Source organism: Alloalcanivorax sp. C16-2, assembly GCF_046507615.1.
GTDB classification, from domain to species: domain Bacteria; phylum Pseudomonadota; class Gammaproteobacteria; order Pseudomonadales; family Alcanivoracaceae; genus Alloalcanivorax; species Alloalcanivorax marinus_A.
Genome location: NZ_JBKFTL010000001.1, coordinates 468,034 through 483,702 on the forward strand (window position 1 = coordinate 468,034; position 15,669 = coordinate 483,702).

The following is a 15,669-nucleotide window of genomic DNA, read 5'->3' on the forward strand; positions in this document are numbered from 1 at the left end:
CGGCGAGGGTGCTATAGTCGTGGTAACAGCGGCATGAAAGGCGAAGGAGAGAGGGCATGGCTTCATTGCTGGTTAAGGATTTGATGGTGCGCCACCCGCTGGCGATTCAGCAGGGCACCGAACTCACCTCCGTGGTGGCGACCCTGTTGCAGAGCCGCTACAGCGGTCTGCCGGTGGTGGATCGGGAACGCCATGTCATCGGGTTCGTGTCCGAGCAGGACTGCCTGCGTCGCCTGCTGGTCACCAGCTATCACCAGGAAGGCAGTGTGCGGGTGGAGGAACTGATGCACGACGACCCTCTCACCGTGCTCGAAAACCAGTCCGTGGTGGATATCGCCGAGATGATGATCAAGCAGAAACCCAAGATCTATCCGGTGCTCGACGAGGGTGGCCGGCTCACCGGCCTGCTTACCCGGCGCATCGTGCTGCGCGCGCTCAACGACAGCCGCCGGGCCTGACCGCTTCGTACAAGTTTGCGCGGTGTTGGTACGCTAGTGTTAAGGCGCAATGACCCAATAACAAAAAGGAGTGCGTGCCATGCGCGATCTCGCTACTTTTCTCGCCGATTACGGTGAAAGTCACCGCCACCCCGTGAATCAGTGGGTGCACATCGTCTGCGTACCGATCATCTTCGTCGCCACCCTGGGCCTGTTCTGGCTGATTCCGGTGGGGCAATGGCTGGGCCTGGAAGGCGCCGCCGCCTACTGGATCAACGGCGGCACCCTGCTGGCCCTGGTCTGCATGCCGTTCTACCTGCGGCTGTCCATGGGCATCTCCCTGTTGATGCTGGGCTGGCTGCTGGCCTCGCTGTGGCTGATCACCACCGTGGATCGCAGCCCCTTGTCGCTGGGGTGGAGTGCTCTTGCGCTGTGGCTGGGTGCCTGGGCGGTGCAGGTCTGGGGCCACAAGGTGGAGGGCAAGAAGCCCTCGTTCGTGGATGATCTGGTGTTCCTGCTGGTGGGACCGGTGTTCGTCAGCCTGGAGCTGCCGTACAAGCTGGGCCTGACCCGCACCCCCGGCCACGGCAAGCCTTCCTGACACGTGACCCCGCCGCGATCGCCCCTGTATTTGTGGGAGGGCGGCTGGTGCATGCTGGCGCCGCACCTGCATAACCGGCCCCACCGGCATGTGGCCGCGTCCCTGCTGGTGGGGCTGGCGGCGCCAATCCGCGTGCACCTGGCCGGTCACCGGGTCACCGCCAAGGCGGTGTGGGCGGCGCCGGATCTGGAGCAGGCGCTGGACAGTGACGGGCCGGTGGCGGTGCTGCACCTGGATCCGGATCACCGCGCCTGGCGGGCCTTATGCTTGCAGGGCCCCGGCGGTGAATTCGACCTGGCCCGCCATCCGCGTTTCGCGACCGCCCTGACCGCTCTGGCGGCGTCCCCCTCGGTGCCGGGGGCGCTGGCATTGCGTGCCGCTCTGGAAGCCGGTGAGCCCCGCCCGCTGGATGCGCGCGTCCGTGCCGCCTGCGATACCCTGCGCCAGGGCGACGGCGAGGTGGGTGGCGCCGCCCTGGCGGCGTCCGTGGGCCTTTCCGAATCCCGCTTCCGGCACCTGTTCCGCGAGGAGCTGGGGGTCAACCTGAAGCGCTTTCAGCTTCACCTCAAATGTCAGCGGGCGCTGACCCTGTGGCGTGACGGCATGAGCCTCACCGATCTGGCCCTGGCCGCCGGCTTCTATGATCAGCCCCATCTCAACCGCACCCTGCGTGCCATGTTCGACACCCTCCCTTCCCGCTATGCTAGGGCCTTTCCCGTTCGGGTCGAGCATCTGGACCCGGCATAAACACCTTCACCTTGTGCATGCACGGTGCTGGACGCGGCCCGCAACCCGGTGTTCGATACGGACCTGAATGACGTTCCCCGCGACTTCGGTTTCTGGCCGGGGCCGCGCTTAAATAACAGAGCCGCTCAAATAACAGAAAAGCAGTGAGGACCCCGATGAAACGAGAAACGATCGCCATCCATGGTGGTTTCGCCGGTGACCCGGAAACCCATTCCGTGGCGGTGCCGGTCTATCAGACCACCAGTTATTACTTCGACGACACCCAGCACGGCGCCGATCTGTTCGATCTGAAGGTGCCGGGCAATATCTACACCCGCATCATGAACCCCACCAACGCGGTGCTGGAGGAACGGGTGGCGCAGTTGGAAGGCGGTATCGGCGCCCTGGCCATGGCGTCCGGCATGGCCGCCATCACCGCCGCCATCCAGACCCTGGCCCGGGCCGGCGACAACATTGTCTCGGTGAGCCAGCTCTACGGCGGCACCTACAATCTGTTCGCCCATACCCTGCCCAACATGGGCATTCGCGTGCACATGGCCGATGGCCGTGATCTGGACGCCATCGCCGCCGCCATCGACGACGACACCAAGGCGGTGTTCTGCGAATCCGTGGGCAACCCGGCGGGCAACATCGTCGACCTGGCCGGCCTGGCCAAGGTGGCCCACGACGCCGGCGTGCCGCTGATCGTCGACAACACCGTGGCCACCCCGGCCCTGTGCCGGCCGTTCGAGCACGGCGCCGATATCGTGGTGCATTCGTTGACCAAGTACATGGGCGGACACGGCACCACCGTGGGTGGCGCCATCGTCGATTCCGGCCGTTTCCCGTGGAAGGACAACCCGCGCTTCAAGAGTTTCAACGAGCCGGACCCCAGCTACCATGGCGTGGTCTACACCGAGGCCATGGGCGAGGCGGCCTTTATCGGCCGGGCCCGGGTGGTGCCGCTGCGCAGCACCGGCGGTGCCCTGTCGCCGATGAACGCCTTCCTGCTGCTGCAGGGCATCGAGACCCTGAGCCTGCGTATGGAGCGCCACTGCGAGAACGCCATGAAAGTGGCCCGCTACCTGCGCGACCACGATAAGGTGGAGTGGGTGAACTTCGCCGGCCTGGACAGCGACCGCGACCACGCTCTGGCCCAGCGCTACATGGACGGCGGCGTGCCGGCCTCGATCCTCAGCTTCGGCATCCAGGGCGGCCGTGACGCCGGCGCCCGTTTCATCGATGCGCTGGGCATGATCAAGCGCCTGGTGAACATCGGCGACGCCAAGTCGCTGGCCTGCCACCCGGCCACCACCACCCACCGCCAGCTCAATGATGAGGAACTGCGCACCGCCGGCGTCAGCGCCGATCTGGTGCGGCTGTCCATCGGTATCGAGCATATCGACGACATCCTGGCGGATATCGATCAGGCCCTGGCGGCGGTTTAAAAGGGGACAAAAGGTTCCCTAACGACGAAACCGGGCCGGCGTTTCGCCGGTCCAGCGCTTGAACGCCTTGGCGAAGGCGCTCTCATCGGAGAAGCCCAGCGCCTCGGCCAGTTCGGCGCCGCGGCGCCCTTCGCGCAGGCCCCGCTCGGCTTGTTCGCGCAGCAGGGTGTCGCGCAATAACTTGAAGCTGGTGCCCTCATCGGCCAGCTTGCGGATCAGATGCCGACCGCTCATGCCGAGCCGGTCGGCGATCCGCTCCTTCCCCCAGCCCGGATTGTCACGGATCAGCTCGCTCACCCGCGCCCCCAGGGAACGGTCGTCCAGCCGTGCCAGCAGTTCGTCGGCCAGCCCGCGCAGGTGCCGGCACAGGGCCGGATTGGCGTGCACCAGGGGCAGCGTCAACTGGTCGGCGCCGAACACCAGGGCATTGTGATCCGCCTCGAAGGTGACCGGTACGCCCAGCTTCTCCTGGTAGCGCCCCGGCGCCGCCTGGGCCGCGTGACTCAGGGTAAGGGCCCGGGCCTGGAACGCCTCGCCGGTGCTCCAGCGGGTCAGATTGAGGAGGCTGGCCAGCACCGCCTCCACCCGCGCCGGCCGTCGGGTGGCGTAACGTGGCCGGTAGCACACCGCCACGACATCGCCATGGCGGGCCACCTGAAAATCGCCGCCCTCGCCGACGATGGGGTGATAGTCGAGCAGGGAGTCCAGGGCCTCGTCCACGGTTTCGCAGCTCATCAGGATCATGCCGGCGGTGTCGAGATGCCCCACCTGCAGGGCCAGGCCCAGTTCCAGGCCCACCAGGGGGTCGCCGGCGGCCTGGCAGAAGTGATCCCAGAGGCGGTCCTGGCGATCCAGGTCCACCCGTTCCCGATCCGACAATTCCGCCGCCAGCGCCGCCGGCAACGGCAGGTCCAGCCGCCGGGCCGCCTGCACGATGGCCTGGGAAAAATGGACGGTAACCGTGGGGGTATGGGACATGGGCATCGCGGCTGAAGCCGCTCCTACGGGCTTTGTGGTTGGCCGCGACCGGCGGGCATGTCCTGAATTAACCGGTCGCGGGTCGCGAATCCGCCGTGCCCCGGCTTCGGGCCAGGGCTAGTCTTGCAAGCATAACAATAAACCGGAGCAACCATGTACGCAGTGATCGGCGCCGGGCCCATGGGTCTGGCCACCGCCCGTAATTTGCAAAAACAGAATCTGCCCTTCGTCGGCTATGAGCTGCACGATGACGTGGGTGGTCTGTGGGACATCGACAACCCCCACAGCACCATGTACGAAAGCGCTCATCTGATTTCCTCCAAGCGGATGACCGAATTCCGGGAATTCCCGATGGACGACCGGGTGGCCACCTACCCCCATCATCGGGAGATGAAGCGTTATTTCCATGATTACGCGGACCACTTCGACCTGCGCCGTCACTATCGTTTCGGCGCCCGGGTAACGGCACTGACGCCGGCGCCGGACGGTGGCTGGGAACTCACCGCCGAGCAGAATGGCGCCACCGATACCCGGCATTTCGACGCCGTGCTGATCGCCAGCGGTACCCTGCACACGCCAAACCGGCCGACGCTGCCCGGTGACTTCGCCGGTGAGTTGATGCACGCCAGCGACTACCGCCACGCGGATTGTTTCCGCGACAAACGGGTGCTGATCGTCGGTTGTGGCAACTCCGCCTGCGACATGGCGGTGGACGCGGTGCACCGTGCCGCCCGCGTGGATTTGTCGGTGCGGCGGGGCTATTACTTCCTGCCCAAGTTCATCGGCGGCCGGCCCGCCGACGCCATTGGCGGCAAGCTCAAGTTGCCGCGCCGGCTCAAGCAGTGGCTGGACGCACGCCTGATTCGTCTGATCGTGGGGCGGCCCAGCGATTATGGCCTGCCGGACCCGGACTATCGCATGTACGAATCCCACCCGGTGGTCAATTCCCTGGTGCTGCACCACCTGGGCCACGGCGACATCACCCCGCGCCGGGATATTCGCGCGGTGGATGGTCACACCGTCACTTTCAGTGATGGGGAGCGCGCCGACTACGACCTGATTCTCATGGCCACCGGCTACAAGCTGGATTATCCCTACATCGACGCCGCCCACCTGAACTGGCACGGCGACGCGCCCCGGCTGTACCTGAACCTGTTCCATCCGGAGCGCGACGACCTGTTCATGATGGGCATGATCGAGGCCACCGGCCTGGGTTGGGAAGGGCGCAACGAACAGGCCGAGCTGGCGGCGCTGTATCTGCGCCGGCTCGCCGAGGGGCATCCGGCGGCGCGGAATCTGCGCCGACTTAAACGGGAACGCGCCGGCCACAACCTGGACGGCGGCTATCACTACCTGAAACTGGCGCGCATGGCCTACTACGTCCACAAGGACAGTTACCGGGCCGAGGTGGCCCGGCACGTGCGCGCGCTCCGCGCGGAATAATAACAATACCGTCCGGCGATACGCCGGCGAGGAGGACGGGTGCAGACCACCATCGAATTCAACACCGGCAGCCTGATCGTGCTGAACGCCATCCTGGCGTGCATGATGTTCGGGGTGTCGTTGACGTTGCGCGCCGATGACTTCAAGCGCGTGCTTGCCAGGCCGGCCGCGCCGGTGGCCGGTTTGCTGGCGCAGTTCCTGCTGTTGCCGGCGCTCACCTGCGCCACCACCTGGTGGCTGGAGGTGGACCCGCAACTGGCCCTGGGCATGATCCTGGTGGCGTCCTGTCCGGGCGGTACCTTTTCCAACATCATGACCTGGCTGGCGCGCGCCAACGTGGCGGTGTCGGTGAGCATGACCGCGGTGTCCAGCCTGGCCGCCACCGTGCTCACGCCACTCAACTTCGCGCTCTACGGCTGGCTCAACCCGCATACCCGGAGCCTGGTCACCGACATCGATCTGGATGCCGGCAACATTCTGCTGCTGGTGGTGGCGGTGCTGGCGGCGCCGCTGCTGCTGGGCATGATCTGCGGGCATTACTTTCCCGGTTTCGCCCGGGCCGCGCAGAAGCCCATGCGGGTGTTCACCCTGCTGGTGCTGTTCACCTTCGTGGGTCTGGCGTTCGGCAACAACATGGACGTCTTTCTGGCCAACGCGGATCGCATCGTTGGCCTGGTGGTCGGCCAGAACGCTCTGGCCCTGGGGTTGGGCGCCGTGGCCGGGTTACTGGTGGGCCTTAGTCGGGCGGACCGTCGGGCGGTGACCCTGGAGGTGGGCATCCAGAACTCCGGCCTGGGGCTGTCGATCCTGTTCACCTTCTTCCCCCAGGCGTCGGGCATGATTCTGATCGCCGGCTTCTGGGGCGTCTGGCACCTGGTCAGCGGGCTTGCCCTGTCGCTTTGGTGGGGGCGTGGCGCCAACCGTCCCCGACGGGAGGGGGCGCCATGAGCCGTATCCTGATCACCGGCGCCGGCGGTTACATCGGTCGCCAGCTCGGCGAGCGGCTGGCCGCCGACCACGCGGTGCTGGGCCTGGACGTGCGCGTGCCGGAGGGGCTGGCGTTTGAATGCCGGCGCGGCGATATCCGTGACCCGGCGCTGGCGGAACTGCTGCGCGCGCATCGCGCCCAGGTGGTGATTCATCTGGCGGCGGTGCTGGAGGATTCCGGCGACCGGGTCCGGGACCATGACATCGACGTAAACGGCACCCGCAATGTACTGGAGGCCTGCCTGGCCGCCGGCGTGCGGCAACTGATCGTGACCAGTTCCGGCGCCGCCTATGGCTACCATGCGGACAACCCGGACTGGATCGACGAGGACCAGCCGCTGCGCGGCAATCCGGAATTCGCCTACTCGGACCACAAGCGCCTGGTGGAGGAACTTCTCGCCGACTACCGGTGCCTTCATCCGGAACTGGGACAATTGATTCTGCGCCCCGGTACGGTGCTCGGTGCCGACACCCGCAACCAGATCACCGCCTTGTTCGAGCGGCGCCGTATTCTGAGCATCGCCGGCTCGGCTTCGCCGTTCGTGTTCATCTGGGACCAGGATGTGGTGGGGGCCATTGTCCACGGCGTGCAAACCGGTGCTACCGGCGTCTACAACCTGGCCGGTGATGGAGCCTTGCCGATCCAGCGGGTGGCCATGCTGCTTGGCAAGCCGCGCCTGGTGGTGCCCGCCTGGCTGCTGGCCGCGGGCCTGGCGGTGGGGCACCGGCTGGGGCTGACGCCGCACACCCCGGACAAGCTGAAGTTCCTGCGTTATCGCCCGGTGCTCGACAACCGCCGCCTCAAGGAGGTGTTCGGTTACCGACCGGCGAAGACCTCCGAGGAAACCTTCCGCTTGTTCATCGATCACGCCCGACAAAGGGGGCAATTGTGAAAACCATGCTGATCACCGGCGCCGCCTCCGGGCTGGGCTGGGCCCTGGCGCTCGCCGCCCGGGAACGGGGCTGGCGGCTGATTCTGGTGGACCGGGACGCCCATGCCTTGGCGGACAAAAGCGCCCGGCTGGCGGGCACCGATACCGACATCGTGCGCCAGCGCGCCCTGGACCTCACCGACGCCGAGGCGCGCGCGGCGCTGATCGCGGAACTGCGCGATGAGCCCCTCCATGCCCTGGTCAACAATGCCGGTATCACCCACCGGTCGCCGGCGGCGGCCACCGATCTGACGGTTTTCCAGCGGGTCATGGCGGTGGACTGGGAGGCGCCGGTGGCGCTCACGCTGGGCCTGTTGCCGGCGTTACGGAAGGCCGGTGGCACGGTGATCAACATTGGCTCCATGGCTGGTTGGATGCCGGTGCTGGGCCGCGCCGGTTATTGCAGCGCCAAGGCCGCCCTGGCGCAGTTCTTCGAGGTGCTGCGCGCCGAGGTGGCCGATGACGGGATCGGCGTGTTGATGGTCTATCCCAGCTTTCTGGCCACGCCCATCGAGCGTAACGCCCTGGGCTTCGATGGCCGGCCCGCCGCCCACGCCCGTTCCTCGGTGGGCCGGGTGCGCGACGCCGACTGGATGGCGGCACGCACCCTGGATGCCCTGGACGCCGGCCGGCGGCGCCTGTTTCCGGATCGCTTCACCCTGTTCGCCAGCCTGCTGTGGCGAATCGCTCCGGACCTGTACCATCGTTTGATGCGTCGCCGTTTCGCCGTCGAACTGGAATCCTGAATGCTTGAGCTGCTTGCCTCGCCCTGGGCCCTGGTGGCCCTGTTCGTGCTGTTCGCCTACACCACCGAGGCGATGACCGGTTTCGGCTCCATCGTCATCGCCCTGTCGTTGAGCGCCCTGGTGCTGCCATTGGACGTGCTGATGCCGGTGCTGGTGCCACTCAACCTGGTACTCAGTGGTTACCTGACCCTGCGCTATCACCGGCTGGTGGACTGGCGGCTGTTGCTCACCGGCATTCTGCCGATGATGGCGGCGGGTACCCTGGCCGGTTTTCTGGCCCGTCCCTGGTTGGACCAGGGTATCGCGCGGCCGCTGTTCGGTGCCCTGGTGGTGGCGTTCAGCGTGCGCGAACTGTGGCGCCTGCGCCACGCGGTGACGGTGGCCGCCCATGGCCGGTTGCAAAGCCGTTTCTGGATGCTGATGGCCGGCCTCACCCACGGCCTGTTCGCCTCCGGTGGCCCGCTCCTGGTCTACGCGCTCAGCGGTATCCAACTGGACAAGGGTCGCTTCCGGGCCACATTGGTGCTGGTCTGGTTCAGCCTCAACAGCCTGCTCACCCTGGGGTTTCTGGTCAGCGGAGAACTGGGTGCCCAGGGCGGTCACCTGCTGGCGCTGGTGCCCGTGGTGCTGGTGGGTATCGTGCTCGGCGAGGCGTTGCATCACCGGGTCGACGAGCGGCGCTTCCGGCAGGTGTTGTTCAGCGTTCTGCTGCTCGCCGGTGTCGCCCTGCTGGTTCGTTAGCTGGTCTTTCCCCGGCGCAGCCCCTAGCATTTGGGACAGGACAAAGGGAGAGCATTATGTCGGCGGTGGAAATTCGACCGGTCAGCGGTATCGCGGTGGAACCCTGGCTGGATGAACTGGCGGATCTGCGCATCCGCGTGTTTCGGGATTACCCCTATCTGTACGATGGCTCTCCGGCCTATGAGCGCGATTATCTGGACCGTTACGCGCGTTCCGAACAGAGCCTTTTCGTGCTGGCGCTGGAATACAACCGGCTGATCGGCGCCGCCACCGCGTTGCCACTGACGGACGCCGATCCGGAGTTCCAGGCCCCCTTCGAGCGGCACGGTCCGGCCCCGGAGCGGGTGTTCTATTTCGGCGAGTCGGTGCTGCTGCCGGATTATCGTGGCGAGGGCATTGGTCACCGCTTCTTCGATTTACGGGAACTCTACGCCCGGGACTTTGGTTTCGAGCTGACCGCCTTCTGCGCGGTGATCCGTGATCCGGAACACCCGGCGCGACCGGGCGACTACCGTTCCCTGGAGCCATTCTGGGAAAAACGGGGCTATCGACCGGCGCCGGCCTTGATCGCCCGCTTCCCGTGGCGGGATCTGGGCGAGGACGAAGACACCGAGAAGACCCTGCAATTCTGGCTGCGCGAGGCGGCGGACGGCGAATAGCCGGCACCGTCTTTGTAAAAAATCGTAGCTCTCATACCTTTGGGCCATGAAGAGGACGTGAAGACCGGTCTACAGTCGAGTCCTTCGGAGGCTCGATTATGCACTGGTCCTATTGGCTTGGCCGCGTCACCCGCGGTCTCATCATCATCATCCCGCTGGCGTTGATCGCCGTGCTGGCGGCACTGCTGGTCGCTGGCTGAAGGCCGTCGCCTTCAGGTGCCTTCCCGGCGCCGCAGCAACACCACCGGATTGGCCAGGTGCACCACGTCCCAGCCGTCCCGGTTCGCCAGCCAGCGGAAGGTGTGTGGCTGCCAGAAACACACATGGGTGGGGTCGCGCCGATAGTGCCAGCGCGGGAAATGGCCGTCATCGGTGAGAAACCGGGTCATGACGCCCAGCCAGCCGCCGGGCGCCACCAGCGTCTGGAACCGGGCCCACTCGCGGGCCGGCTGATGCAGGTGTTCCAGCACCTCCGTGCAGGTGACGAAATCATAGGGGCCGGCCAGGGCATCCGGCTGGTCCGCGTAAATCGGGTCCCAGACCCGCATCGCGAAGCCCGCCTCCTCCAGCATCCTGGCCAGGGCCGGCCCTGGCCCGCAGCCGAAATCCAGCCCCCGCGCCCGCGCCGGCAGGCGTTCCATCAGTGGCTCCGCCAATTGACCAAGAAAGCGTCGGTACCCGGCATCATCCGGATCGTTGCGGTGCAGATCGTATTGGCGTTTTTCCTCGGCCCGGTCGGGCAACTGGGCACGGCTCAGGAAGGTCAGCCGGCAGGCACCGCAGCGCAGGTAACGCCGGCCTTCCACGGTGGCGAACAAGGTGGTGTGAGGGTGCCCGCACAGGCAGCAAGCGGTCATGGGCGCGGTAGCCACTCCTTCAGGCAGTCGTAGGTGCGCGGGTCTTCGAGCATGGCCATGTGGCCCATGCGGTGGAGCAGCCGGCGGGTCAGATTGGTGGCGCCCGGGTAGAGGCGTTCGGCCAGGGCGCTGTCCACCCGCACCAGCCAGTCGCCCAGCGGCGCGGCGCTGCTTTCGTCGCTGAGGCTGCCGGCCAGAAACAGCTGTTCCACATCGGGGTCCAGGGGCACCTTGAGGCTGGGGCGGGGCTCGTCCAGGGGGCGATCGCGCCATTGCTCCTCCAGCACATAGCCAAAGCGCAGGTCACGGATACCGTCGGAACGCAGATTGCCGAGCCGCATTAGCGGGCGGGAGTAGGGCGTCAGTCCCAGCAGGCGGTTGGCCTGGTTGCCCAGCCGTTCCAGCACCGCGCCCTGGTGGGGCGAGCCCAGGCAGGCCAGATGGCTGACCTTGTTCACCCAGGTATCGCCGCGGGCGCGCCCCTGATGCAGGGCGCTACGGGAAACCAGGCCGCCCATGCTATGGCCTACCAGAATCAGCCGCTCGGGCAGGGCGGTACCGCGCAGCAGGTCGGCCAGGGCCAGGCCGTTCTCGGAAATGTGCAGGCCGGTGTTGTAGCGCAGAAAACGGGTGTGGGCGTCCAGAGCCGGCCCCGCCCAGCGCTGGAAATCGGTCGCGGCGGGATTGTCCCAGCAACGCTCGTTGAGACACAGGCCGTGCACGAACAGCACCAGAGTACGGCGCTCCAGGGACGGTGGCGCCGGTAGCAGAGCCAAGGGCAGCGCATAATCGCTGCCCTGGAGGTCCAGTACCTGGCCGAACACGCCGTTGACCGCGCTGCGCAGATCCAGGCCGCCGTCCGCCTCGTGCCGTGGATCGGCGGCCACGCGGGCCAGGGTGGCCAGCCGGCCCGCTTGGTGCAGGCCGTAGCGGATCGAGCCGTACACCAGAGGCGCGGCGGGGCGGTCGCGCCGGACGGGCATGAACGGACGGGCAATGGCACCGTGCATGTCCTGCACCACCCGGGTTACCTCGCCGCCCAGGGCGGTGGCCAACTGGGCCAGGCCGCCCACCTGCTCGCCAAAACCTTTCATGGACACTCCTTTTTCGCGCTCCGATGTTAGGGCCTGCCCGGCGTAAATGCGATGCCCCGGGGCGCTGACCAATTGGTCACACCAAATTGGTTTCATTTGATACAATATTCATTCCAGCCTTGGAGAGTGGAATGACCCCTGAACAGCGTTTCGGCCGCTGGGTGCGCCTGGCCCTGGCGGCATTTTTCTTGATTTTTATCTATGTGGTCTGGATGGACCTCCACGCGCCCATGACCACTCTGGCGCGGGCGCAGCGTTATGTGGTTCAGGTGGCGGCCCAGGTGGACGGCCAAGTGATGGACGTGCCGGTGGCCGACGGCGACCGGGTACGGCGGGGCGAGGTGCTGTTCCGGGTCGATGAACGGGACTACCGGCTGGCCCGGGATGCCGCTGAGCTGGCGGTGGCCAGTGCCGCTCAGGACAACACGGTGATGCTGGCGGAGTTGGCCGGCGCCCGGGCCGGGGTGGCCGGTGCCCGCGCCACCCTGGAAGAAGCGCGGCGTAAACAGCGGCGCCTGGACAATCTGCATCGCAGCGGCGCGGTATCCCGGCAGCAATGGGAGGAAGTGCGCGTGGCCGTGGAGCAGGCGCGGGCGGAGCTGGAAGCGGCACGGGCGGAAGCCACCAGGCTGAGCACCCGGCTCGGTGATGGTGACCGGGACAATCTGACTCTGGCGCGGGCCATGAACCAGTTGGAAACCGCCAAGCTGCAACTGGGGCGTACCGAGGTGAAAGCGCCGCTCGCCGGCGTGGTCACCGATCGGCAACTGCAGGTGGGCCATTACGCCCGGGCGCGGGAGCCGGTGCTCAGCCTGGTGTCCGACGAGCCCGCCTGGGTGGCGGCGGATTTCCGCGAAAAGAGTCTGCGCCATACCCGTGAAGGTGACCGGGCCGAGGTGGTGTTCGACGCGCTCCCGGGGCGAGTGTTTCAGGCCCGGGTGGGCACCCGGGGCTGGGGCGTTCGTCAGGGCCAGGGTACGCCGGACGGTACTCTGGCCCTGGTTGAAGACAGCGATCGCTGGGTGCGCGACGCCCAGCGCGCCCGGGTACGGCTGGTGCTGATCGATCCGCCCTCGCAGCGGGCGCTGATGGTGGGCGCGCGGGCCACCGTGCAGCTCTATCCCGACGGCGGCGTGGCCGCCGCCGTGGCCCGTGCCTGCGGCTGGGTGCAGATCCGTGCCCTGGCCCTGTTGCATTACCTGTACTGAACCATGAACGACGATCAACTGCGCCATTGCCTGCGCATCAGTCTGGGTTCGCTGGCGGGTTATGTGTTCATGCATCTGACCACCTGGACCACCGGGTTGTTCTTTTGCGTGTATCCGGTGCTGCTGCTGGCCATGGTGCCGCGCATCAACCTGCACGCCAGCTTCCAGTTCATCGCGGCGGCGGTGATCAACATCGTGGAGGTCTATCTGATCAGCGGACTGTTCGGCGACCGCCCGCTGTTGATCACGCCGCTGGTATGGATGCTGTTCGCGATTCGCTTCCGGTGCATGGCCAGCGGCCCGTACTTCCTGTTTGGTGCCCAGGGGCTGGTGGCCGCCAGCGTGCTGTTCCACTTCGCCAGTTACCCGGACCTGGATGTCACCGGGATGGCCAAGGCCAACCTGGCGGCGGCCCTGTTCACCGTGGCTCTGGCCTGGCTGCTGGGCACGTTGTTGCCGCCGCGCCAGGCGACGCCGCCACCACCGGAGGAAGCCAAAAGCGATGCTCAACGGCGTCATCAGGTGTTGCTGGGCGCCACCGTGGCCACGGTCAGTTTCGTGGTATTCCAGACCTTCTCGCTGAGCGATTCTCTCTCGGCCCAGGTCACCACCTTGCTGATGCTGTTCCCGATGAGCTTCGCCGGCGCCGCCGAATACGGTGGCCGGCGGGCGGTGGGGGTGCTGATCGGCTGTAACCTGGCGCTGGTGATCCAGCTTGTGCTGTACAATTGGTACGGTTACTGGATGCTCTCGGCGCCGCTGTACTGGGTGGCGATGATGGTGTGCGCCCGGCAGCATTTGCTGGAGGGGCGCTCCGGTGCCGGCTTCGCCGCTTGTACCACCATCGCGGTGATTTTCGGGCAGTATCTGACGCCGTCGGGCGACGCCATCTACGCCACTCTGTACCGGTTCAGTTCCATTGCCGTGGCGGTGCTGGTGGCGCTCACCGTGATCTACCTGGTGCACAAGGTTCTTAACCTTTCGCCATTGACCCGCTACCGGGTCGGCGTCGCGGAGGATTCGTAAAATACAGGAAAATCCGGGGGGCTCTCTCTGTTCAGGCGTCGATCGTGACGCTAGATTGCTCATCAACGTTCACGACACGTCGAGGAGTGACCATGCGTACGTTCAGCAAAGGACTTGTAGCCATCATGTTTGGCGCCATGCTCGGCCTGGCCGGTTGCGACCAGCAAGGCCCGATGGAGAAAGCCGGCGAGAAAGCCGACAATGCCGTCGATGAAGTCACCGAACAAGGCCCCATGGAGGAGGCCGGTGAAGAGATGGGTGATGCCTGGGATGAAACCAAGGAAGCAGGCGAGGAAATGGGCGAAGCCATGGATGGGGACGGTAAGTAACCGTCGCTTTTTCGCCATGAAAAAAAGAGCCGCTGGGGGATGCTGTCCCCCGGCGGTTTTTTTTGTCCGTTTGGTCCGGGCCGGGCGACCGGGGTGCGAATAATTTGGCGGCAATTTTTTGCGTTGGGATACATTCCACTACATCCCTTCACGCAATCCTGACCGTTTGTGTCTTTGGTGCCCCCGCGTCCACTGGATAGAGTATTCAGGTTGCTCGGGCGGCGGTGATTTTCGCTTCCGCGTCGACCTTATCAATAAAGGGAGTTGCCCGATGGGAACCCAGGTGAAGTGGGCAGGGCCGGAGTCGTCGCCCCGGCTGGCCGTGGACGCGGTGGAGAACCGGGCCCTGGCGTTGCGTGAGTATCTGGTGGTGTACCGGGCGGGCGTGGGCCCGCGTCGTGGCCGCCAGCAGCGGCTGCGTGAATTACGTTACGACATCGCCCGCCTGCAAGCCTGGGGTTGGTATCTGCGCGCCGGCGAGCGGCGCCCGCTGTGGTGGCGGTTCCTGCACATGCTGGGCGGCTGGTTTGGCGCGGGGCGCAAGGAACGGCCCGGGCGCCGCCATCAGCGCCGCGCGGGCATTCAGCGTCTCAGCGCGTTCAGCGTGGTCGACCGCGCCTATGTGGCGCAGATCGAGGATTTCCAGGGGCGTTTGTTGACCCTGGGGCTCAGCCATCCGCCGCTCAGCGAGGAACTGCGGCGTTGCAGCCGGGTTCTCGAAGAGAATGTACGGCATCTCAGCGACGAGCGGGACCGGTTGACCGCCGAGGCCGGTCGCATCGCGGTGGTGTGCTGGCTGCTGGGTCGCTTGTTGAGGGTACGCGGCTGGCTTGGTCTCAATAACAGCGCCAGCCGGGCGATGGATCCATGAGCGGCCTGCTGGAGGGTGGCCGCCTGCCCATGGTGTTCACCCTGGCGGATCTGAAACAGCAACTCGATGGTGACGAGAACGCCGCCATGGAATTGGCGCGTCGCTGGTTGGAAAGCGGCCAGGTGCGTCAGGTGGCGCCGCCGCGACCGGTGTTCATCCGCCTCAACGGCGCTGAAGTACCGGAGGAGCCCCATCTCTGCCTGGCCTTGGCCCGCACCTTTCCGTCCGTGGTGGTGGTGGGCGGCTCGGCGCTGTGGCGACAAGGCGCCAGCCGGCAGCGCGATGCCCTGTTGCATTGCGCGGTGAGTGAATCGGTGGAACAACTGATGCTTCCCGGCGTGCGCCTGCATCAGCGCCCCGCCGGTTGGTTGCAGGCGGTGTCCCGCGCCGATGGCCTGCAAGGCCAGCTCCATGAATTGCCGTTGCTGACCGCTGAGATGGCGGTGGCGGATGCCGCCCGCTTCGCCGATGTCTGGGTGCCTGACCGGGACCAGTTGGACGGCGCCGGGCTGGACGCGGCGCGGGTGGCCGCCGCGGAACAAGCACTGGCGTCGCTGTAACCGGCCTTCCATTGACCGGGCAGGCC

The 15,669-nt window shown here is 66.3% G+C and carries 18 protein-coding genes; 15 read left to right on the forward strand and 3 right to left on the reverse strand.

The genetic code is table 11. The annotated features are described in order from the left end of the window. The first annotated feature begins 56 nt into the window (after nt 1-56). The 4 genes from ACLD02_RS02195 (at nt 57) to ACLD02_RS02210 (ending at nt 3,212) form a co-directional block, all read left to right on the forward strand. The gene (locus ACLD02_RS02195) at nt 57-458 is read left to right on the forward strand and encodes a CBS domain-containing protein (protein ID WP_203103903.1); all 402 of its coding nucleotides are present in this window, start codon (nt 57-59) and stop codon (nt 456-458) included. Between the two features lie 79 nt (nt 459-537). Next, nucleotides 538-1,038 (forward strand): DUF962 domain-containing protein, encoded by a 501-nt coding sequence (locus ACLD02_RS02200; RefSeq protein ID WP_203103901.1) that lies wholly within the window; start codon nt 538-540, stop codon nt 1,036-1,038. A gap of 51 nt (nt 1,039-1,089) precedes the next feature. Then, entirely contained in the window at nt 1,090-1,785 is a 696-nt protein-coding gene (locus tag ACLD02_RS02205; RefSeq protein WP_203103899.1) for a helix-turn-helix domain-containing protein, read from the forward strand. A 155-nt stretch (nt 1,786-1,940) separates the two neighbouring features. Next, the gene (locus ACLD02_RS02210; protein WP_410297819.1) at nt 1,941-3,212 is read left to right on the forward strand and encodes an O-acetylhomoserine aminocarboxypropyltransferase/cysteine synthase family protein; all 1,272 of its coding nucleotides are present in this window, start codon (nt 1,941-1,943) and stop codon (nt 3,210-3,212) included. Nucleotides 3,213-3,230: 18 nt separating this feature from the next. Here the strand turns inward: ACLD02_RS02210 and ACLD02_RS02215 are convergent, their stop codons facing one another. Then, entirely contained in the window at nt 3,231-4,190 is a 960-nt protein-coding gene (locus tag ACLD02_RS02215) for an AraC family transcriptional regulator (protein WP_410297820.1), read from the reverse strand. Nucleotides 4,191-4,343: 153 nt separating this feature from the next. Between ACLD02_RS02215 and ACLD02_RS02220 the strand changes: the two genes are divergently transcribed. The 6 genes from ACLD02_RS02220 to ACLD02_RS02245 all read left to right on the forward strand — a co-directional run bounded on the left by ACLD02_RS02220 (nt 4,344) and on the right by ACLD02_RS02245 (nt 9,698). Beyond that, nucleotides 4,344-5,633 carry a flavin-containing monooxygenase gene (locus ACLD02_RS02220; protein ID WP_410297821.1) on the forward strand — a complete coding sequence of 430 codons (1,290 nt, stop codon included), beginning with the start codon at nt 4,344-4,346 and terminating at the stop codon, nt 5,631-5,633. 102 nt (nt 5,634-5,735) lie between these two features. Then, a complete protein-coding gene (locus ACLD02_RS02225; RefSeq protein ID WP_203104545.1) occupies nt 5,736-6,581 on the forward strand; it encodes a bile acid:sodium symporter family protein in 846 nt (281 codons plus the stop codon). After that, nucleotides 6,578-7,513, forward strand: a complete 936-nt coding sequence (locus tag ACLD02_RS02230; RefSeq protein ID WP_410297822.1) for an SDR family oxidoreductase — start codon at nt 6,578-6,580, stop codon at nt 7,511-7,513. The genes ACLD02_RS02225 and ACLD02_RS02230 overlap by 4 nt, the downstream gene beginning before the upstream one ends. Nucleotides 7,514-7,518: 5 nt before the next feature. Then, a complete protein-coding gene (locus ACLD02_RS02235) occupies nt 7,519-8,298 on the forward strand; it encodes an SDR family NAD(P)-dependent oxidoreductase (protein WP_238401021.1) in 780 nt (259 codons plus the stop codon). Beyond that, nucleotides 8,299-9,039 carry a TSUP family transporter gene (locus tag ACLD02_RS02240; protein WP_410297823.1) on the forward strand — a complete coding sequence of 247 codons (741 nt, stop codon included), beginning with the start codon at nt 8,299-8,301 and terminating at the stop codon, nt 9,037-9,039. Nucleotides 9,040-9,095: 56 nt separating this feature from the next. After that, a complete protein-coding gene (locus tag ACLD02_RS02245) occupies nt 9,096-9,698 on the forward strand; it encodes a GNAT family N-acetyltransferase (RefSeq protein WP_203103885.1) in 603 nt (200 codons plus the stop codon). Nucleotides 9,699-9,910: 212 nt separating this feature from the next. Here the strand turns inward: ACLD02_RS02245 and ACLD02_RS02250 are convergent, their stop codons facing one another. Together ACLD02_RS02250 and ACLD02_RS02255 are read right to left on the reverse strand one after the other, a co-directional pair. After that, entirely contained in the window at nt 9,911-10,555 is a 645-nt protein-coding gene (locus tag ACLD02_RS02250; protein ID WP_410297824.1) for a class I SAM-dependent methyltransferase, read from the reverse strand. Continuing rightward, nucleotides 10,552-11,649, reverse strand: a complete 1,098-nt coding sequence (locus ACLD02_RS02255; RefSeq protein ID WP_410297825.1) for an esterase/lipase family protein — start codon at nt 11,647-11,649, stop codon at nt 10,552-10,554. Before ACLD02_RS02255 ends, ACLD02_RS02250 begins: the two co-directional genes overlap by 4 nt. Nucleotides 11,650-11,780: 131 nt before the next feature. On the opposite strand from ACLD02_RS02255, the gene ACLD02_RS02260 reads away from it, so the two are divergent. The 5 genes from ACLD02_RS02260 to ACLD02_RS02280 all read left to right on the forward strand — a co-directional run bounded on the left by ACLD02_RS02260 (nt 11,781) and on the right by ACLD02_RS02280 (nt 15,643). Next, nucleotides 11,781-12,857 carry an HlyD family secretion protein gene (locus ACLD02_RS02260; protein WP_203103881.1) on the forward strand — a complete coding sequence of 359 codons (1,077 nt, stop codon included), beginning with the start codon at nt 11,781-11,783 and terminating at the stop codon, nt 12,855-12,857. 3 nt (nt 12,858-12,860) lie between these two features. Further along, nucleotides 12,861-13,883 carry a DUF2955 domain-containing protein gene (locus ACLD02_RS02265; protein WP_203103879.1) on the forward strand — a complete coding sequence of 341 codons (1,023 nt, stop codon included), beginning with the start codon at nt 12,861-12,863 and terminating at the stop codon, nt 13,881-13,883. 92 nt (nt 13,884-13,975) lie between these two features. Next, the gene (locus ACLD02_RS02270; RefSeq protein ID WP_203103877.1) at nt 13,976-14,212 is read left to right on the forward strand and encodes a hypothetical protein; all 237 of its coding nucleotides are present in this window, start codon (nt 13,976-13,978) and stop codon (nt 14,210-14,212) included. A 271-nt stretch (nt 14,213-14,483) separates the two neighbouring features. Beyond that, on the forward strand, nt 14,484-15,083 hold the full coding sequence (locus ACLD02_RS02275) for a hypothetical protein (RefSeq protein WP_203103876.1): 600 nt from the start codon (nt 14,484-14,486) through the stop codon (nt 15,081-15,083). Further along, complete coding sequence (locus tag ACLD02_RS02280; RefSeq protein ID WP_203103874.1) at nt 15,080-15,643, forward strand: hypothetical protein; 564 nt, start codon at nt 15,080-15,082, stop codon at nt 15,641-15,643. The genes ACLD02_RS02275 and ACLD02_RS02280 overlap by 4 nt, the downstream gene beginning before the upstream one ends. Nucleotides 15,644-15,669 lie beyond the last annotated feature (26 nt).